Source organism: Streptomyces sp. XM83C (assembly GCF_023072675.1).
GTDB lineage: Bacteria > Actinomycetota > Actinomycetes > Streptomycetales > Streptomycetaceae > Streptomyces > Streptomyces thermocoprophilus.
In genome coordinates, this window is the sequence record NZ_JALLGL010000553.1 from 1 (window position 1) to 1,550 (window position 1,550).

The 1,550-nt window shown below is 75.7% G+C and carries 1 protein-coding gene; it reads right to left on the minus strand.

The features are described 5' to 3' along the window. Positions 1–152: 152 nt before the first annotated feature. Positions 153–1,163: a FecCD family ABC transporter permease gene (locus MTQ10_RS30275; RefSeq protein WP_247473838.1), complete on the minus strand. Its 1,011-nt coding sequence runs from the start codon at positions 1,161–1,163 to the stop codon at positions 153–155. Positions 1,164–1,550 lie beyond the last annotated feature (387 nt).

Genomic DNA, 1,550 nt, shown 5'->3' on the forward strand with positions numbered 1-1,550 from the left:
GGGCGGATCGGGGCGGTGACGGAGGAGTCGGGGGCTCATGTACGGCTTCTCTCAGACGGTGGGGACGGGCGTGCCGTGTGCGGACGCGGCGGAAGGTGACGTGCCGAGGGCGCGCGTCGGCGAGCAGGCCCCGGCAGCGGCGGGTGCGGGCGTCATGCCCAGCCGCCCTGCCGGCGGCGGGTGCGGCGCAGCAGCCAGAAGAAGAACGGGCTGCCCACGAGCGCGGTCAGCACGCCCAGCGGCAGCTCCGCGGGCGCGGCGATCGTGCGGGCCGCGAGATCGGCAGCGAGCAGGACGACCGCCCCGCCGAGCGCGCTGCCGGGCAGCAGGAAGCGGTGGCCGGGCCCGGCGACCATGCGGAGCAGGTGCGGGACGACGAGGCCGACGAAGCCGATGACGCCGGAGACGCTCACGGCGGCGGCCGTCAGCAGGGCCACGACGGACATCAGCACGAACCGGAGCCGTTCGACGTCCACCCCGAGGTGCCGTGCGGGCCGGTCACCGAGGGCGAGCAGGTCCAGCCGGCGCGCGTACAGCGGGGCCGCGGCGAGTCCCAGCGCCGCGCACGGCAGGACGACCGCCACCTTGGGCCAGGTGGCCTGGGCGAGGGAGCCGAGCTGCCAGAAGGTGATCCGGTTCACGGCCGCGGTGTCGGCCAGGAAGACGAACAGGCCGATGAGCGCGCCCGCGAAGGCGTTGACGGCGATGCCGGTGAGGATCAGCGTCACGACTTCCGTACGGCCGCCGGAGCGGGACATCACGTACACCAGCAGGACCGTGCCGAGCCCGGCGACGAACGCGGTCGCGGGCAGGGTCCAGGTGCCGAGGAAGTCCCAGCCGAGGGAGATGCAGGCGACCGCGCCGACCGCGGCGCCCGAGGAGACGCCGATGGTGCCCGGTTCGGCGAGGGGGTTGCCGAAGACGCCCTGCATGAGGGCGCCCGCGCAGCCCAGCGAGGCGCCGATGAGCAGGGCGAGGACGATACGCGGGAAGCGGACGTTCCACAGCACGGACTCGGCTACGCGGTCGAGTGCGGTGCCGCCCGGCCCGATCCGGTGCTGCACGGAGGCGACGACGTCCCCGAGCGGCACGGGATAGGCGCCGATACCGGCCGCGACCGGCACCAGGATCAGCAGGGCGGCGACCAGTCCGGCGGCGAGCAGCCAGGGGACGGGCCGGCGGTGGCGGCGCCGAGGAGGCGCGGTACGCGGGTGCTCGGATGCCGCAGCGCCGACTTCTCCGGACTCCGCGACGCCGGTGTCACCGGAAGCCGTCGCGGCCGTACCCGCTCGGGCGGCGGCGGGCCTGGCCCCGGACACCGCAGCGGCAGCGTCTCCGGGTGCCGTCGCGGCCGTACCCCCACGGGCGTCAAGCGTGCCATCGGATGCCGCGACGCCGGTGTTCCCGGCGGCCGTCGCAGCCGTACCCCCACGGGCGTCAGACGCGCCATCGGATGCCGCGACGCCGGTGTTCCCGGCGGCCGTCGCAGCCCTACCCCCACGGGCGTCAGACGCGCCATCGGATGCCGCGACGCCGGTGTTCCCGGCGGC